Source organism: Desulfobacca acetoxidans DSM 11109 (genome assembly GCF_000195295.1).
GTDB classification, from domain to species: Bacteria; Desulfobacterota; Desulfobaccia; order Desulfobaccales; family Desulfobaccaceae; genus Desulfobacca; species Desulfobacca acetoxidans.
Genome location: NC_015388.1, coordinates 541,906 through 558,844, shown reverse-complemented (window position 1 = coordinate 558,844; position 16,939 = coordinate 541,906). Strand labels below are relative to the sequence as shown.

Genomic DNA, 16,939 nt, shown 5'->3' with positions numbered 1-16,939 from the left:
TTCATCTTATCTTCTATACCTTGGTTCTCTATCATTATATTTTCCGATTTGACAAATAACTAATACCTAGGTGATAATGAGTTATGATAACGAGAACCCTTTTGATCTTTCCTGCCGTTTTCACCTGAGTACGCCTCATATCGGCTGCCGGGATCAAGTAAGCCGCACTATTCGTTCTTTCAGATCTCATTTCATAACATTTCCGGCAGTTGGCAGTATCCTTGGCGGGACCAGCGTCTCAAGATCATAATAAACCGGAGGAAAGTCGTTGCTAAGGGGAAAGGTATGACTGAAACACCCCATAAACCATTAATGGAGCAGGTGCGGGCGGCGGGTTGAGCTGCCAAGATTCCTCCCGGGGAATTGGAGGAAATCTTGGCGGGTCTGCCCCGGCAGAAGCATCCCAATCTCTTGGTAGGTCTCGAGACCGGCGACGATGCCGGGGTATACCGTTTAACGCCGGAGATCGCCCTCATCCAGACAGTGGATTTCTTCACCCCCATTGTCAATGACCCGTATCTGTTCGGTCAGATTGCGGCGGCCAATGCCTTAAGCGATGTCTATGCCATGGGGGGCAGGCCGCTCACGGCCATGAACATCTTATGTGTCTCGTTTAAGGCAGTGTCCAAAGAAGTGCTGCAGGCCATCCTGGCAGGGGGAATAGATACGATTCACGAAGCTGGAGCTTTGCTGGTAGGCGGCCATAGCGTCGAAGATCAGGAATTAAAATACGGCCTGGCGGTAACCGGGGTGGTCCACCCGGATAAGATCTTAACCAACGCCGGGGCGCAGGTGGGCGACAGCCTGATCTTGACCAAACCCTTGGGGGCGGGAATTATTGCCACGGCCAGCAAAGGCCGGTTGGCCTCACCGGCGATCGAAGCCCGGATTGCAGAGGTTATGCGAACCCTGAACCGAATACCGGAAGATGTTTTGGCCCAGGGCGGTATTCATGCCGCCACCGATATCACCGGCTTCGGGTTTTTCGGCCATGCCCTGGAGATGGCCGGAAATAGCAACGTGATCATGACCGTTTACGCCTCTCAGGTGCCGGTTTTAGATGCAGCCCGAGATTTTGCCCGCATGGGCTTGATTCCGGCCGGCAGCTTTGCCAACCGCCGCTTTTGCGCCAGCCATCTGCAACCTGCCCTGGGGATTGATCCGCTCGTGTTAGACCTTTTGAGTGATCCCCAGACCAACGGCGGTTTACTGTTATCGGTGAGTGCGGCCGCGGCAGCCGATATCGTTGCCCGTTTTCAGGAAGAAGGTCAGGAATCGGCCGGGGTAGTGGGAGAAATCACGGCGTCGGGAACAGGAACTATCCGTCTGGAAGTTTAGCAGGAAGATTTTTGCGGTCATACCGGATCATTGGGCAGGTTGCCGCCAATTCACTTGGATAGGGGGGGAACAGCATGGCAGCGCAGTGGAATTTTTTTGCCACTCGTAATGGTATCATTACAGTAGGGGCCGTTATCGGCGTGTTGGCCCCATTGCTGCAAAAATTCGGCAATCCCGGGAATATGGGCATCTGTGTGGCCTGTTTTGAACGGGATATCGCCGGGGGAGTGGGGTTACACCGGGCTGCAGTAGTGCAGTATATCCGACCGGAGATCGTTGGCTTTGTTTTAGGGGCGATGCTCGCCGCCTATCTTTTTAAAGAATTTCGTTCCCGGGCCGGCTCTGCTCCCATCGTGCGGTTCATTCTCGGCATGTTCGCCATGATCGGCGCCCTGGTCTTTTTAGGATGCCCTTGGCGGGCGTTATTTCGATTGGCGGCTGGGGACGGCAATGCTATCTTCGGCCTGCTCGGACTCGTCGGCGGCGTCGGCCTCGGCGTCCTGTTTTTCAAGAGCGGTTATAATCTCGGGCGCAGCCAGACGACGTATGCCTCGGTAGGCTGGCTTCTCCCCCTGGTAATGCTTGGTCTGCTGATTCTGATGTTGCTCTTTCCCCAGATTCCCGGCAAGGACCTCAGCGGCATCCTGTTTTATAGCGTCAAAGGGCCGGGAGCGCAGCATGCCCCCCTGCTCATATCGCTGGGCATCGGTCTGCTGATGGGCGTGATCTGCCAGCGCAGCCGTTTCTGCACTATGGGAGCCTTTCGGGATCTGCTGTTATTCCGCCAGGTCCATCTGCTTTCCGGCATCATCGCCCTTTTGGTAACCGCCTGCATTACCAACCTGGTGTTGTCGCAATTCAAGCCGGGTTTTGAAAATCAACCGGTGGCCCACACCATGGAGTTATGGAATTTCGGCGGCATGGTGTTGGCCGGATTGGCCTTCGCCCTGGCGGGCGGCTGTCCCGGACGGCAGCTCTTTCTGGCCGGAGAAGGTGATGGCGATGCCGCCGTCTTTGTTCTGGGCATGATCGTAGGGGCCGGCATCGCCCATAATTTTCTGCTGGCCAGCTCCCCTCAAGGTGTAGGCCAATATGGCATTGCCGCAGTTGTCATCGGCCTGCTGGTCTGCCTGGGCATTGGATTTACCATGAGACAGAAGGTTTAGGGTCCGGAGGAGTTATAGTTATGAGTTCAACGATTGACGCGAGAGGCCTTTCGTGTCCGCAACCGGTATTGCTGGCTCTGCAGGCTATGAAAAAGATTGACCGGGGACCGCTCATCGTGCTGGTGGACACAGATACCTCGAAAGAAAATGTCTTACGAGCCGCCGCCAGCCAAGGTTGGCGAGAAGAGGCAATCCAAGAGCAGGGCGGGGAATATCATATCACCCTGACTAAGGCCTCATTGTGAGTTTTTTTAATCTCTTTAAGAGAAAAACGGCGCCGTTAAGTTTAAATGAAACCTATGGTCAGGGTGCCGGTATTCTGATATTTGCCCATACGAGCGAAGTTATCCGGGCAGAAAAGGTATTAAAAAACGCCGGCTGGCCCATTCGGGTCATGGGGCCGCCGCCTGAAATTCAGACCGGCTGCGATCTGGTCATCGAATTTCCCCTGATGGAAAAATTGCGCCTCCTCCGCCTCTTAAAAGAGGTCAGGACAACACCCCTGGCAGTAGTTCCGGTCAACAGCCCTCTGCTCCAGCCGGTGGACCTGTTTCAGATCAAAGACTTCGGGGACTATCTTATGGTACGAGCCGCTAACATGAAGCTCACCCTCGATAAAACCAGCCGGCGCATCGTCAACGTCTCCGGCGGCGGCTGTCCTGACGTGCCTTTTCTGGCTCAGCGAATGGTTGGCCAGATCCTCGAGTCGGCGCCCTTGCCGCGGGACATCGGCCATACCCTCTGTGGCTACGCCCTGCAGTTGGCCTTTGAGGAGATGCAGCGCCTGTGCTCGCAGTAATCGGCACCGTCCCGGATACGGACTTTCCACTGACTCTCGGGGAGCCGGAATTGCAGGGTGAGCGTCTTGCCGTGGCCGGGCATACCTGTTCGCTGAACCGAGGTACGGCCGCGCTTTTGGCCGCAGCCGTCAAAACCGCCCAAACCTTGAGCCACCCTCGGCCCTGGGCCTATCTCATCGGCGACATCGGCTTGGGCGATGGCAGTAGAAAACTCTATGAACATCTCAGCCGTCATTTGGGCGAGACGGACTTTAGCACCTTATGTTTCCATTACCTCATGCCGGACGTGGACTGGCATAATAAAGTGCTCTTTGCCGTCCAGGCTATGATCGCCCGTCCTCTCCTCATTGCCGACGCCGGTTTTATGTATGCAGCCAAGATGAGCGGCCAGGCCGCGGAATACGACCTCTTTACCCCGGACGTCGGGGAACTGGCTTTTCTGGCAGATGAAAAGGCGCCGCATCCTTTCTATACCCGCGGGTTCATCCTGCAAGACAATAACCAGGCGCCGGATCTCATGGCCCGCGCCTACAGATACGACAACGCCGCCAGATATCTTTTAGTCAAAGGCAAGGTTGATTACGTTGCCGACCGCCATGGCATCCTGGCCACCGTGACAGAACCGCATATCGCCGCCCTGGAGGCCATTGGCGGTACCGGTGACACGATCACAGGTATTGCCGCTGCCCTCATCGACGCGGGCATGGCTATCCCGAAGGCGGCCTTGATTGCGGCCAAGGCCAACCGGCTGGCGGGGTTTTACGCCAACCCCACCCCTGCTACCCAGGTGGCGGCTATTATTGATCTTATCCCGCAAGCGCTCAAAGAGGCGTTGGCCGCATCTCTCCCAGACAATGGATCAAGCTGACGGGTTTCAAAAGGACCCCATCACTCCCCAGATGACGCTGATCGACATCATTTACCGCTGGCGATCTACCGAGCAGGTGTTTGTGGCTTACGAAGAACAGGCCGGAGTCTGTCTCCGCTGCCGGGCCCTGTTTGACACCCTGGCCGCGGCGGCCGAAAAATATGGGTTGGATCTCAACAGATTGTTGGCCGATTTAAATGCCTTGGCTCGAATATCCGATTGTGAAAAGGGTGATTTCCCCTGACCGCGCCCAAGCTTGCCTGCCGGGAATTTATCTATGAAATCGTAGATATGCGCTATGGAATCGATTCCCCCGCTCCCCTGCCGCCGCTTCCTTGTACCCAAAAATATATCTAAATTATAATTATTCTTTTGCCATTGTTGAATTGAAGTTTATAATAAGATGGCGGTGGACCAAAGGCCTCGAAATGACCCGTAACGGCGTTTCGCTGGCCTGTTAGGAAGCAGCCGAGGGCGAATACAAGATTCGCCCCGACGAAAAGAAAATATGTTTGTGGGCAAATGAGGGGGAACGCAAGATTCGCCCTTACAAGTAGAATATGCGTTTGACGGCAAATAAGTATTAATGGTATTAGAGGAAACAGGTGGAACCTTTAAAAAATGGAAATCAGCAATCGGTGGCTTCGACCTCAGGGTTTGTGGTAATGACAATTGCCATCAATGTTGATTATTGAAAGGAGACCTACCATGGAAACCATGGATTTGGGCAATCTGGCTGAACGGAGACAAAAGAGTATCTTTCGTGATATTATTCCGGAATCGTATATGCAAGCCTGCCTCACCTGCGGCACCTGCTCCGCCGGGTGTCCCTTGACCGGCATGGAGAGCTATCAGGACGAGAATTGGGATGCCCGTATGGTCCTCCGTATGGCCATGTTAGGTATGGACGAGGAGGTGATCAATTCCCGTTTTGTCTGGATCTGCACCGGCTGCCAACGCTGTGAGTACGGCTGTCCCATGGGCATCAAGCTGGTAAAAGTGTGGATAGCTGCCAAGGGGGCTCGGCCGCGTGAGAAAGTCCCCGGCGTCCTGCATAAAGGGGTGGACATGGTCCTCAGGACCGGCAATAACATGGGCATCCCAACCGACGATTATGTCACCCTGCTGGAGGAGTTGGGAGAAGAGCTGGCCGAGGATGAATGCCCCGGTTTTGTAACTCCGATAGACAAGGAAGACGTGGACTATATCCATTTCCAGAATTCCAAGGAGGCCTACGCCGAACCTGATGACATGAAGTGGTGGTGGAAGATTTTCTATGCCGCCAAAGCAAGTTGGACCACCTCTTCGACCAACTGGGAGTCGGTGGATTGGGGCATCTTTACCGGCAACCTGGAGGCCAGCAAAGAAATTGCCCGGCGCAAGGTAGAAAACATGAAGCGCCTGAAGGCCAAGACCTTCATCCTGCCCGACTGCGGTGGAGCTTCCTACGGCACCCGTCTCAATCTGGAGAAGTATTTCAAACACGAGTTCGGGCCGGAAACCGGACATAATTATATCTATTTCTATGATGTCTTGTTGAAGTTCCTGAGAGAGGGCCTCATCAAGGTAGATAAGAGCGTGCACGCCGACCGGATTGTTACCTGGCACGACTCCTGTAAACATATGCGCGCCCCCTATCTGACTTTTGGAGACGCTTCCAACCTGGAGAAACCGCGCGAGATTCTCTCCTATCTGATCGACATGAAGAATTTCCGGGAGATGCCCCACAATCGGTTAAACGCCTACTGCTGCGGCGCCGGATCGGGCAACTGGCCGGGGCCCTTCGAGAAGGAGAAAACCGAACATGGCGGCTTCAAGGCCAGGGACATCCAGGCTACCGGCGCTGACCTGGTAATCGCCGGCTGCTCCAACTGCCGGGATCAGATCATGAAAAACATAAAGCCGAAATACAAACTTGATATTGAGGTGAAGTACATCTGGGAGATGATCGCCGACGCCCTGATCTTGGATGAGGAAGAGGAATAATCTGCCTGCCATTCTCTCAAGTGGCGGTGTCATTTCGGCAACCAAGGGACCACAGCCGCAGGTCCTGTGCTTAATACAAACCGGAAGAATGAAAAACACCGGGGTGCGAGGCGCCGTGCCCCGGTGTTTGAAAGCGAAGCGCCACCCGCCTGTTGGCCGCCACCGTTTATTTTTCTCACCCGTCTCCACATCCGGTTGCCCACGGATCTAATGCCGATGCGCCCTCATATGTGGGTGAACAATTAGTTTCGCCCTTACATTCTAATGCCTTTTTAATTGCGAGTCGGCATAAGGAGCTGCTTGCCATTTTTTCCCGGCCAGGCCCGGGCAGTGGTTTTCCTGGTTGACAGCAAGGATAAATTTGCCTAAAAAGAAAGGGGCTTAACGGGCTGACTGCAGATGTGGGCCAGCCTACGGGATCATTGGGGGCATGGGGAAAGAGGCATGAGCGTTGCCGCTAGATTGAAAAATATCCGCAATATTGGCATTATAGCCCACATTGACGCGGGCAAGACAACCCTCACGGAGCGCATCCTGTACTATACCGGCAAAACTCATAAGATGGGTGAGGTGCATAATGGCGCCGCAGTTATGGATTGGATGCCGGAGGAGCAGGAAAGGGGTATCACCATCACTTCGGCGGTCACCACCTGTCAGTGGCGCGAGTGCCTGATTAACATCGTCGATACTCCGGGGCATGTGGATTTTACTATCGAGGTAGAGAGGTCTTTGCGGGTTTTGGATGGCGCCATAGGTGTCTTCGATGCTGTAAGCGGTGTAGAGCCGCAATCGGAAACCGTCTGGCATCAGGCGGATAAATATCGCGTTCCCAAGATTGCTTTTATCAATAAGATGGACCGGGTGGGAGCTGATTTTGAAGCGGCGGTGCAGAGCTTGCGGGACAGATTGGGGGTGCAGCCTTTGATCATCACGATGCCGATGGGGCAGGAAGATCGGTTTCAAGGTGTTATCGACGTCTTGCGGCAGAAAGCGATTGTCTGGGATGAGGTGTCTTTGGGTGCGGTCTTTCAAGAAATAGATATTCCCAAAGCATATGAGGAAGAAGCTTACCAGGCTCGCGAGGAGATGATTGAAGCCTTGGCGGAAGTAGATGATCAGGTGATGGAGTCGTATCTGGCGGAAGAGTTTTTGCCCCCGGAAGATTTGACGGCGGGCATTCATCGGGCCACGGTTGCCCTGAAAGCGGTCCCGGTTTATTGCGGCGCGGCGCTCCGAAATAAGGGGGTGCAGCCCCTTTTGGACGGTATTGTGAGGTTTTTGCCCAACCCGACTGAAGTTCCGCCCATCGAAGGAGAAAATCCACATACCGGGCTACGCGAATCACGCCCGGCGCGTCGCGAAGCGCCTTTGGCGGCCCTGGCTTTTAAGATCGCTATGGATCAGGGCCGTCGGCTAACCTACGTTCGGCTCTATTCCGGAACCTTAAAACCCGGACAGGATGTCTATAATCCGGTGAAAAAGGTTCATGAAAAGGCCGCTCGCATCCTTAGGATGCACGCCAATCAGAGAGAGCGCCTGGACGAAGCGCGGGCCGGCAATCTGGTCGGCATTATGGGCCTGAAATACACTACCACCGGAGACACCCTGTGCAGTCCGGAGGCGCCTATCCTGTTAGAACCGATAGGCTCTTATATCCCGGTCATGTCATTAGCTATAGAGCCTAAGACCAGGGATGATCAGGAAAAACTGGAACTGGCTCTCAACCGCCTGATGGAAGAAGATCCCAGCGTCCGGGTGGAAACAGATGAAGATACCGGCCAGATAATCCTTTCCGGAATGGGTGAACTGCATTTAGAGGTTTTGATCCACCGCCTGGAAAGAGATTTTAATACCCACGTGCTTGCCGGACGTCCCCAAGTGGTACATCGGGAAACGATTCACCAGACTGCCGAGGTCCTGGCCGCCTTTGACCGGGAACTGGCCGGTAAACGCCACTATGGCGCGGTTAAGGTACGGGTACAACCTCGAAGGCGTGGAACGGGAAACCAAACTGTCTCCCGCCTGCCCGAGGGGCATCCAGGATTAGTGTATTTGCCAGGTATCGAAGAAGCAGTGCAGAGCGCCCTGCTGGCCGGGGCGGCTTTCGGCCATCCGGTGGTAGATGTCTTGGTGGAGCTGACTGACGTCGAAGTAAGAGAGGGTCTGGCCAGCGATATGGCCTTCCGCATCGCGGCCATGCAAGCGGTGAAGCAGGCCTGCCGCGAGGCGAATCCAGTCTTGATGGAACCCATTATGAGAGTGGAGATTATCATTCCCGATGAATTTTTGGGAGAGGTAATCGGGGACTTCAATGCCCGCAAAGGGAAGATCGAAGACATGCAATCGAAAGGCACCAGCAAGGTTATTACCGGCCTGGCGCCGTTGTCAGGCATGTTCGGCTATTCGACCGCGCTGCGTTCGGCGACCCAAGGTCGGGGAACCTTTACCATGCAATTCCACCACTACGGTTCTAGCGACAAATGATGCAGACCGGCCAAACCGGCCAGATGATGAAACAGTGGCTTTGGCCGAGGCGCTCCGGTGGCATAGCAGAGCACGGAGGTGGAGGTTTGCCCCTTTCAATTGAGTTAAGAATGGGCTAGGCAAACAATAACTTCTGCATAGGTTAGAAAACCTGTGCTACCGGTAAACCATTTTCATGGTTCTCGGGTGCTTTTGGAAGAATGACAATGCGCAATGGGATGTAGTTCTAGACCTGAAGGGAAAGGAGGATCGGAACGCTATGGTGGTAGAACAGACATTATCCTTGATCAAGCCGGACGGGGTGGCTCGGGGATTGGTAGGGGAGGTCATCGGCCGTTTTGAACGGGCCGGCCTGAAGCTGAAAGCGATGAAGATGCTGCACCTGACCAAACAGCAGGCTCAAAAATTTTATGAGGTACATCAGGAAAAAAAATTCTTCGACAGCCTGACGGATTTTATGAGCTCGGGGCCCATCGTGGCAATGATCCTGGAGGGCCAAGGAGCTATTCTGAAAAATCGGGAGCTTATGGGCGACACCGATTATCAAAAAGCGGCGCCGGGAACCATCCGGGCCGATTTTGCCCGAGACATCGAAGCCAATATTGTGCACGGCTCTGATGCTCCGGATACTGCCGAAAAGGAAATCAATTTCTTTTTCAACGAATTGGAGAGGATATAAGCCCACCGCTGCTAAGACGCGGTTTGGTTCAGGAGATGCGGCCATGACCGGAGAGCGAGACCTGATAGATGAGCTAAGCCGGATTTTCGGCCTCCCCCCTCCCCAGGTAGTGTGCGGCATCGGCGATGATGCAGCCGTTATTGCTGGACAGGGGGGCGAATATCTTCTCTGGACCGTTGACGCTCTTATCGAAAAGGTCCATTTTGACCTGACCTACATGCCGCTCAGACAACTCGGCCGCAAGGCCCTGGCAGTAAATCTGAGCGATATTGCCGCCATGGGGGGAAAACCGCGGTATGCCCTGCTGGCTCTGGGATGGCCCCCGGAACGCGATCTGTTCGGCGCCCTGGAACTGGCCAGAGGTATGCAGGAAGTGGCGCAGGAAACCGGGGTGACCGTAATCGGCGGGGATACGGTGAGTTCACCAGGGTCGTTATCCATGAGCCTGACAGTATTGGGGCAGGTGAAAAAGGAGGAATTGCTCCGGCGGGATGGGGCGCAGATCGGCGAGCTGATTTATCTCACCGGTCCGGTGGGACTTGCGGCAGCCGGTTTAGAGACGCTCAGGAGGGGTTTAACCCTGACCGAGACAGAGCGCACGTTATTGCTGCAGGCGTTTTTCGACCCCCAACCCCAGATCCTGGCGGCCCGGGTTCTGGCCCGCAATCATCTGGCCACCGCCCTGATCGACCTTTCGGACGGGGTGGCTTCTGACCTGTTCCAGATCTGCCGTCGCAGCAATGTAGGAGCGGTAGTTGAGAGCACCCTGATCCCAGTTCCCGCTCCGGTAGCTGAAGTAGCGGCACAGATAGGCAAAGACCCCTTGGAGTTGGCCCTCAAAGGAGGTGAAGACTATCTGCTCCTCTTTACCTCGCCACCTGACCGGGAAAAAGCCCTATACTTACATTTCTCGGAAGCCGGCCTCGGAACCCCAATCTGTATCGGCAAGATCGTTCGGGGCAACAGGGTATGGCTACGACGGCCTGAAGCAACCCAGGATATCTCCGGCATGGGCTTTGATCACTTCAGGCTAAAGGAGCTTTGAGGGTAAATCTCCTATCGCTTGAAAAGGCCAGCCTTTTGCCGAATAGCCTTTTTTGTCGTCCTGAACGACGCAAAAGATCTTAAGCCTATAAATACATTAGTTGCTTCGCTACGCTCAAAATGACCGTATTCTGAAAGCTTAACTCTTTAGTTGTTTGCGGCCAATACAAGATTCGTCCCTATGGATGAGCCTGCCGGTGCTATAGTGCTGCAGGGTGCGCACCGCTCACCACTCCTTGGTCTATTCTCTCAGATATCTGAAGTGCTACATCCAATTTCACGGCAGTAACATTGGCTTGACAAATAGAGAAAAGTAATTAAAAGTAAATCGAGAGTACGAAAGATATCCAGACCTTCGGGCTTGCGCCCAGATTGCCTGTCTGGTATTGCAGTGAGTTTGAAGGTCTGCTCATGCTAAAGAGGTCAGGGAAGGAAAAACCCAAAGTTTCTGGGTCGGGAAGCCAGGAGAAGAAACTATGTCGATGAACATCGAAAAAAAGCGGGTGTTGCGGGTCATTCTCGATAAGGGCATGGTTCGCGGGGGCGAATTGATGCTGGAAGCCGGTTTGGAGCCCAAAGATTTGGTCAAAGAAGTGCAAGAACTGGTTGACGATAACATCGTTTTTAAGACTGGCAAAATCGATGAGAAAAATATTTTCTCGGCCCGGTTCCAGGTCCTGCCGGGAGATAGGGCATCTGTCAAGAATCTTTTGAAATAAGAATACAAAAAGATGTAAAGCCGGATGAGTCAATTTACCTCCCCAGATTTAGATGCCTGGCAATGCTACCTGATTGTGGCTTTGTTGGGTCTGGTGATTGCGGTTGTAAGGATAGTCCGTCTCAATGATGGGAAGGAACTGCCGGGCCGGTGGGTGTATGTGCAGACCTGGCTTCTCCTCTTTGTCTATGTGTTCATGCCGCTGCTCTTGTTCGCCATCCTGGACTGGACCGGGGTGATCAATGACACCTCGCTGTTGGCCGCGGTAGTGGTGGCCCTATCGTATGACCGCATCCTGGCCGGGGGAATGGAGGGAGTCAAGGCGCCCGTTTTTATCCTCTTCTGGTGGCAGAGCATCAAGAACTGGTCTAATGAGGTTTCTCAACACCTCCAGGAAAGAGAGGATTACAGGGAAGAACGGTTTAAAGATCGCCTGCAATACCAAGTATCCCGCGATGATGAGAAGTTTGTGAAGTTGAAGGGCCTGGCGCTCACCTGCAATAACAAAATCATTGATCAGAATAACTTGAATAATAATTTGAATAATATACAAATAGCGGGGTATAATACCATTACATCGCAGGAACTGCAAGTCCGGGAGATTTTGGAGAGAATCTTAGATCCGAAGGCCTTCAAATATAACCTGAGAAAATACGGTATTATCGATTGGTATGACGTGAGATATTTTTGGGAGCAACCCCGGGTAAAGACGGTTTTCTTGTTTCTAACCGTTATTGCTATTATACCGTTTCTTTCCTTTCCGGTGAGCAGTTATCTTCAACGTCCTGAGGTGCAGGACCGATACTATGCCTGGCGTCTGCGCAAGGCCGATACCACGGAGTTAGATCTGCACCGGGCCCGGGAGTATTTTCTGGCTGTTGTAGGGGAACAGAAAGAAGCGCGTCTATCCAGGCTTGCGGAGGTAATGATTCATCCGCAGTTGTCGGAAAATCGGCGCGAGGTGGTGATGCAGTTACTGTTGGCCCAGAGAAATACTGCTCCGGGAAGCCAGACCTCGCTGGCGGATGTATTGATCCCGTTGTTGCGCACTCAGAGCGCCATGGTACGTACCCAGGTGCACCAGACCCTGCTGAAACTGGCCCAGGACCGGAAAGTCACCATCAAAGACAAGGATCTAAAGACCTGGCAGCCTGATGGCAAGGAAACAGGTCTTGAGGTGGAAAAGCGGCTAGAGCAGTGGCAGGGCGTTTTTTCACCTTTACCCCAGCAAACCCCGGCATCTTCAGGCCGCATGACCGGAAAAAAGAGCCGAAGGTAAAAATCAATTCCCCTCAATCCGCTCCTTTCAGTTTAGCCTCTGCTTCGGCGCGCAGCTCGCGCCGGAGAACCTTCCCCACTGCAGTTTTGGGCAGTTCCCGTCGGAATTCGATAATTTTAGGGGTTTTGTAGACTGCCAGGCGCTGGCGGCAGAAGTCGAACAGGTCTGGGGCCGTCACCGGCATGCCTGGTTTTGGCACAACCACGGCCATGACCGTTTCGCCGCGATAGGCATCGGGGACGCCGAAGGCGACGGCGTCCTGAACAGCCGGGTGTTGGTGGAGGACTTCCTCCACTTCCCGAGGATAGATATTGTAACCGCTGGCAATAATGATATCTTTTTTGCGGTCGACGATATAAAAAAACCCATCTTCATCCATGCGGGCCAGATCACCGGTATAAAACCAGCCGTGGCGCAGGGCCAGAGCCGTCTCCTCCGGGTTTTGCCAGTATTCGGCCATTACCTGCGGACCCCGGAGCAAAAGTTCGCCGACATCCCCCGGCGGCAGATCGATAAGCCCGCTCTCGGCATCGACAATCCGGCAGGACGTATTGGGGAAGGGAAGGCCGATGCTGCCGGGCCGGCGTTTACCGGCAATGGGATTGAGATGCGTTACCGGTGAGGTTTCGGTCAAACCATAGCCCTCGATAATCCTGCCCTTGGTCAGGGCCTCAAACTGCTCCTGGACATCCTGGGGCAGGGGGGCCGAGCCGCTGATGCAACCCCAAAGAGAAGAGAGGTCATAACGCCGCAGGTGTGGATGGTTGATCAGGGCGATAAAAATCGTGGGAGCCGCCGGAAAGACCGTCGGACGCCGTTGGTGAATAGTCTTCAATACCTGGGCGGCGTCGAAACGGGGGAGGAGGAGGATGGCGCCGGCCAGATTAATGGGCCAGTTCATGGATGCGGTCATGCCAAAGACGTGAAAGTAGGGCAGCACAGCCAACACCCGTTCGCCGCCCCTCTGGCAATGGGGCAGCCAGGCATTGATCTGGGCGACGTTGCTGACCAGATTGCGGTGCGTTAAGGCTGCGGCCTTGGGCAGGCCGGTGGTGCCGCCGGTGTGCTGCAGTATTGCGACATCGCTGCTGCTGGCGGCCAGTGCAGGCGGGGCGTGGTCAGTGAGAAGGTCTTGAAAACTCATCTGCCCTGTTCCAGGGCGCGGTCCTACCTGTTGCCCCTTTCTCCTTGCCCGGAAATTATAGAGCCACTTCCAGGGAACGGGCAGGTAATCCGCCAGACTGGCGATGATCAGGTGTTTGAGATTGAGCGCCTTACGGACCTCTTCGACCTTGGGCGCCACATGATCGAGCGCCACAACCGTGTCGGCCTCGGTGCGCTGTATCTGGTCCAGGATCTCCCGCGGCGCGGCCAGCGGATTTAACATTACGATGATACCGCCCAGATGCAGGGTGGCATAATAGGTAATCACCGTCTGGGGGCAGTTGGGCAGGATCATGGCCAGCCGCTGCCCGGGTTTAAAACCGAGTCGGGCCAAGCCGGCAGCCGCCTGCCAGACCGATTGTTTTAGGCGGCGATAGCTCAGGGTGTGGCCTAAAAAGATGATTGCGGGATTATCTGGAAAATCGGAGGCGGAGCGGTATAACAATTCTGGGAGGGTGACGTCTGGTATATCGACCTCAGCGGGTACCTCCGGATCATAGTGCCGTCGCCAGATGCAATCCATGATTTATTCTTCCCGGCCTGATAAGTTCAAGGTTCAGTGAGCAGAAAAAGCATTATTGTGAGCAGTATCCACGGTTCTGTTCTCATATTTTGTTGTGATCACCAGGGATTGCCAATTAGTATGGCAGGTTCGCCAAAGCATGTCTGGTAATAATTTATACCACCGGGACGGGAAAAAGGAGGATTGTTGTGCATCCGGGGATTGAAGGAAAAAGGGAAGATGTTCTTCCCCTTTCCTGAAAGTTCCGCAGAGTCTCGAGGTTCCCTATCTTTTGGTTCCGGTAATGAGGCGGTGCAATTTAAAGATATTACAGCCGCAGATATGTTCAATGGACATACCGGACTCCCGCATAACCCGAACGACGTCTAAATCTGTAGTAAAACCGATGCGGACAAACAGGGGCGCCAAGGCGTCTTTGGCCTTTTCCAATAAGTGGCCATTTTCCCCGCGGGAATGTTGGACGGCAATAATCTGTCCACCCGGGCGGATAACTCGCAGGATTTCTTTACAGAGCCTATGGGGGTCAGGAACCGTCGTAATAACATAGGAGGCGATAACTGCGTCGAAACTCTCATTGGGAAATTCTAGATTGCAGGCGTCCATCACCTTGAGTTCGACATCATGGCCATTTTTTAGGGCTGCCAGCCGTTTTTTCGCCTTTTTGATCATGCCTTCGGAGATATCGATGCCGATGACCTGGGTGTGGGGGGGATAGAGGGTTAAACTGGCGCCGGTGCCGATGCCGATCTCCAAAACTTTTTGATGGGGGCGGGAGGAGAGGTATTTAAAAGCCTCCCTCCTGCCGGGCTCGAGCATCTTACCGAACACAAAATCATAAAAAGGAGAGTAAAAGGAATACAGACGTTCCATATATTGGCCATTGATCTTGGTTTTCATCTTTCAGCCTCGCTTGATCACACTAATTTCGCAGGTGCCAACCGGAAAAGTTTATCAGGTGCAAACATGCAGCAATCAGCCTGCAACCGCCGACTTCAACGGCAGAGACCAATGATGAAAAATCATCTTGCAAAAGAGCCTGCTTCACCCCACTCAATATCGTGGGGAATCTTAACAGGCTGAATACATAATATTCTTCGCTTTGTACAGAATGACAAGCCGGAGAAATATGCAATTATGCAAGAATCATAAGAGAGTAGGATGAGCAGCAGCATGCCGTCCTACCTCGCTTAACTAGCTGTTTTGGTTGCTTGCTGAACGCTTACAGCCAGACATTGGCACCGGATTGTTTATTGTGCAGTTTAACGCAAAGAATATTAAAATGTAAACCCAAACTTTGCATAATTTGCATAAAGATTGTCCAGACCTGAAAAGTTTTTTGAGTGAAGCAGGTTTCCATATTCCATTGATGGTGCCTGGGCCGGGAAATCACCGTAAATAGAACAACTCCGGCGGCAGGGGTATGCCTTTGCCCATGGTGTCCTCGCCGTAGTTAATGCTGGCCAGTATCTGGATGTCGGCTAAGGCTCGAACGTCGCCCTGAAATTTCACCTGGGAGAGGTCTTCGCGGTGGACTTTGCCGCCGGCCCACTGCAGATCAAGTATGGAGCTGGCGTCGAAATGGTCCTCACCGACGATCATCTCCACCTGGCCGCCGTAATGCTGTACGATTTTTGCCACCAACATGCACGGCCGACTGTGGAAGCCGAGCTTAACGGGAACACCGGCAGTGATTTCGCCGTGTTCGATATATTGATTCAGGAGGCTCTGGGCTAATGATTTGCCTTTGGAGAGAAATTCAGTACAATAATAAACCGCGTAGTTGATGATGGCGTCGAGCAGGAATTCGGTTTTAATCAGTCGACTCAACAGTCGTTGTATCTCTTGAAAAATACCGATGCGGCCGACGTCAAAGAGGTGACGTTCAAAATAATGGGACATACGTCCGCTTAATTCCAACAGATGCAGGGAGATGGAGATATGGTCCCGCAGGCTCTTAAATTTACTGCTCTCGGTGCGGCTGCTATCCCTGCCGATGTAGGTATCGTAGGACGACTGCAGGTTGTGAATAATCATCTCAAATTTGCGCAGAATTTCTTCGTTAATCCGGGCAGGAATAACAGCTCGAAAATCTTCGGCTTTAAATCTCTTATAAAAACCCAGGGCTTCAAAATCCCGGTTGATATTGAGGTACGCCGTAGTAATACGGACGATATGATGTTTCTCGCCATGTAAGTCTTGGGGGGAGACATCGAATTCCAGAAACCGGTTTGAGGACAGGTTGGAGAATCTGTCCCATTCCAGGGCTGGGGGCGTTAACCTGATCCCCAATTTTCTGGACTCAGCGATCAATTCTTGACAGATATTGATAAGGGTGTTAATCAAGAAGCGGTGCACGAGTCGGCTGGTGAAAATAAAAGAGCTGTCAGCGCCGATTTCGTAGAAGGAGATGCGGCTAACAATATGTTTCATCGTAAAGGCGGCAGAAGCAAAATTCAACACCGACGCCACTAGTTCGCGAAATTTACACCATTTTTGGTTGTTTTTGGCGCCGTGGTAGTCCAGCAGGTCTTCCACCAACTTAGAGGCGTAGCACAGGCGGGCGTAGAGACGTTCGGTGTCAGGTAGCTTCTCCTCGTAGTGAGCTACAAAAAACTGGCACAACTCAAGTAACTCGTCGGCAAAATAATCCACGAGTTCAAGAAATTCAGTACATGAAATAGTTTCTAATCTGGATGTCATAATTGCCTGTGATTGGTTTTGAAGCTGCTAGATCAATCGGCTAAAGATTTTGCCAGTTACGTAACAGTTCAGCGTGTTGAGGAAAAGATGAAAAACAGCCCCACCCTAACCCTCCCCGTAAGCGGGGAGGGAACTTTCCCCCGGTTTACGGGGGGATAAGGGGGGGTAAACATAGTAGCATACCTAAACC

Annotated in this window: 15 protein-coding genes; 12 read left to right on the top strand and 3 right to left on the bottom strand. The window is 53.3% G+C overall.

The window, feature by feature from the left end:
* The first annotated feature begins 285 nt into the window (after positions 1–285).
* From selD to DESAC_RS02240, 12 genes are all read left to right on the top strand, one after another.
* Positions 286–1,338, top strand: a complete 1,053-nt coding sequence (gene selD / locus DESAC_RS02295; protein WP_083800172.1) for a selenide, water dikinase SelD — start codon at positions 286–288, stop codon at positions 1,336–1,338.
* Between the two features lie 74 nt (positions 1,339–1,412).
* Positions 1,413–2,504, top strand: coding sequence for a YedE family putative selenium transporter (gene yedE, locus DESAC_RS02290; protein WP_013705459.1), 1,092 nt, complete (start codon positions 1,413–1,415; stop codon positions 2,502–2,504).
* A gap of 20 nt (positions 2,505–2,524) precedes the next feature.
* Entirely contained in the window at positions 2,525–2,749 is a 225-nt protein-coding gene (locus tag DESAC_RS02285; RefSeq protein WP_013705458.1) for a sulfurtransferase TusA family protein, read from the top strand.
* Positions 2,746–3,303, top strand: a complete 558-nt coding sequence (locus DESAC_RS02280) for a putative Se/S carrier protein (protein WP_013705457.1) — start codon at positions 2,746–2,748, stop codon at positions 3,301–3,303. The genes DESAC_RS02285 and DESAC_RS02280 overlap by 4 nt, the downstream gene beginning before the upstream one ends.
* A complete protein-coding gene (locus DESAC_RS02275; RefSeq protein ID WP_013705456.1) occupies positions 3,291–4,172 on the top strand; it encodes an NAD(P)H-hydrate dehydratase in 882 nt (293 codons plus the stop codon). Before DESAC_RS02280 ends, DESAC_RS02275 begins: the two co-directional genes overlap by 13 nt.
* The gene (locus DESAC_RS02270; protein WP_013705455.1) at positions 4,159–4,416 is read left to right on the top strand and encodes a hypothetical protein; all 258 of its coding nucleotides are present in this window, start codon (positions 4,159–4,161) and stop codon (positions 4,414–4,416) included. The genes DESAC_RS02275 and DESAC_RS02270 overlap by 14 nt, the downstream gene beginning before the upstream one ends.
* A gap of 464 nt (positions 4,417–4,880) precedes the next feature.
* Positions 4,881–6,158: a (Fe-S)-binding protein gene (locus tag DESAC_RS02265; protein ID WP_013705454.1), complete on the top strand. Its 1,278-nt coding sequence runs from the start codon at positions 4,881–4,883 to the stop codon at positions 6,156–6,158.
* Positions 6,159–6,602: 444 nt separating this feature from the next.
* Positions 6,603–8,642: an elongation factor G gene (gene fusA / locus DESAC_RS02260; RefSeq protein WP_013705453.1), complete on the top strand. Its 2,040-nt coding sequence runs from the start codon at positions 6,603–6,605 to the stop codon at positions 8,640–8,642.
* Between the two features lie 259 nt (positions 8,643–8,901).
* A complete protein-coding gene (gene ndk / locus DESAC_RS02255) occupies positions 8,902–9,321 on the top strand; it encodes a nucleoside-diphosphate kinase (RefSeq protein ID WP_013705452.1) in 420 nt (139 codons plus the stop codon).
* 43 nt (positions 9,322–9,364) lie between these two features.
* A complete protein-coding gene (gene thiL, locus DESAC_RS02250) occupies positions 9,365–10,366 on the top strand; it encodes a thiamine-phosphate kinase (RefSeq protein WP_013705451.1) in 1,002 nt (333 codons plus the stop codon).
* Positions 10,367–10,841: 475 nt separating this feature from the next.
* Entirely contained in the window at positions 10,842–11,084 is a 243-nt protein-coding gene (locus DESAC_RS02245; RefSeq protein ID WP_013705450.1) for a hypothetical protein, read from the top strand.
* 24 nt (positions 11,085–11,108) lie between these two features.
* Positions 11,109–12,362 (top strand): hypothetical protein, encoded by a 1,254-nt coding sequence (locus DESAC_RS02240; protein ID WP_013705449.1) that lies wholly within the window; start codon positions 11,109–11,111, stop codon positions 12,360–12,362.
* A gap of 13 nt (positions 12,363–12,375) precedes the next feature.
* Here the strand turns inward: DESAC_RS02240 and DESAC_RS02235 are convergent, their stop codons facing one another.
* From DESAC_RS02235 to DESAC_RS02225, 3 genes are all read right to left on the bottom strand, one after another.
* Complete coding sequence (locus tag DESAC_RS02235; protein WP_013705448.1) at positions 12,376–14,049, bottom strand: long-chain-fatty-acid--CoA ligase; 1,674 nt, start codon at positions 14,047–14,049, stop codon at positions 12,376–12,378.
* Positions 14,050–14,313: 264 nt separating this feature from the next.
* Positions 14,314–14,946, bottom strand: a complete 633-nt coding sequence (locus DESAC_RS02230) for a class I SAM-dependent methyltransferase (RefSeq protein WP_013705447.1) — start codon at positions 14,944–14,946, stop codon at positions 14,314–14,316.
* Positions 14,947–15,435: 489 nt separating this feature from the next.
* The gene (locus DESAC_RS02225) at positions 15,436–16,749 is read right to left on the bottom strand and encodes an HPr family phosphocarrier protein (RefSeq protein ID WP_013705446.1); all 1,314 of its coding nucleotides are present in this window, start codon (positions 16,747–16,749) and stop codon (positions 15,436–15,438) included.
* Positions 16,750–16,939: the final 190 nt, after the last annotated feature.

Excerpts from the sequence above, each read along its gene's own strand:
- yedE (WP_013705459.1), top strand. The coding sequence starts at position 1,413 with ATGGCAGCGCAGTGGAATTTTTTTGCCACTCGTAATGGTATCATTACA.
- DESAC_RS02285 (WP_013705458.1), top strand. The coding sequence starts at position 2,525 with ATGAGTTCAACGATTGACGCGAGAGGCCTTTCGTGTCCGCAACCGGTA.
- DESAC_RS02270 (WP_013705455.1), top strand. The coding sequence starts at position 4,159 with ATGGATCAAGCTGACGGGTTTCAAAAGGACCCCATCACTCCCCAGATG.
- DESAC_RS02265 (WP_013705454.1), top strand. The coding sequence starts at position 4,881 with ATGGAAACCATGGATTTGGGCAATCTGGCTGAACGGAGACAAAAGAGT.
- fusA (WP_013705453.1), top strand. The coding sequence starts at position 6,603 with ATGAGCGTTGCCGCTAGATTGAAAAATATCCGCAATATTGGCATTATA.
- ndk (WP_013705452.1), top strand. The coding sequence starts at position 8,902 with ATGGTGGTAGAACAGACATTATCCTTGATCAAGCCGGACGGGGTGGCT.
- thiL (WP_013705451.1), top strand. The coding sequence starts at position 9,365 with ATGACCGGAGAGCGAGACCTGATAGATGAGCTAAGCCGGATTTTCGGC.
- DESAC_RS02245 (WP_013705450.1), top strand. The coding sequence starts at position 10,842 with ATGTCGATGAACATCGAAAAAAAGCGGGTGTTGCGGGTCATTCTCGAT.
- DESAC_RS02240 (WP_013705449.1), top strand. The coding sequence starts at position 11,109 with ATGAGTCAATTTACCTCCCCAGATTTAGATGCCTGGCAATGCTACCTG.
- DESAC_RS02235 (WP_013705448.1), bottom strand. The coding sequence starts at position 14,049 with ATGGATTGCATCTGGCGACGGCACTATGATCCGGAGGTACCCGCTGAG.
- DESAC_RS02230 (WP_013705447.1), bottom strand. The coding sequence starts at position 14,946 with ATGAAAACCAAGATCAATGGCCAATATATGGAACGTCTGTATTCCTTT.
- DESAC_RS02225 (WP_013705446.1), bottom strand. The coding sequence starts at position 16,749 with ATGACATCCAGATTAGAAACTATTTCATGTACTGAATTTCTTGAACTC.